Raw genomic sequence first — 325 nt, forward strand, 5'->3', positions numbered from 1 at the left:
GACCGAAACCGGCGACGGACGCACGCTGACGTTCTATTCGCTCTACATGCACCTGCTGCCGCTTGCGGAATACCACACGTTCGGACACGACGGAGCCCGGCTACCGGCGTTCCTGCACAAGCCGTCCGGCCCGGATACCCGCGGGAAGGTCACGCCTGCGGCGAAGGGGAATGGCCAGAAGGTGCGGCGCAAGGATGTGCTGGGTTTTCTCGGCCGCTATCAGGGCGTCACCTACCTGCACTTCGAGATCTTCATGACGCCGGGCGATTTCGATGCGTATTTCGGGCACACGCAACTCGGAGTGGCCTCGCCGGGAACGGCGACA

1 pseudogene is annotated in these 325 nt (G+C 64.0%); it reads left to right on the top strand.

Annotated elements, in window-relative coordinates:
• Nucleotides 1–325: pseudogene (locus PXJ20_RS33060) on the top strand (hypothetical protein); the annotation flags it as partial.

Source organism: Paraburkholderia sp. A1RI_3L, assembly GCF_048957895.1.
Taxonomy (GTDB): domain Bacteria; phylum Pseudomonadota; class Gammaproteobacteria; order Burkholderiales; family Burkholderiaceae; genus Paraburkholderia; species Paraburkholderia kururiensis.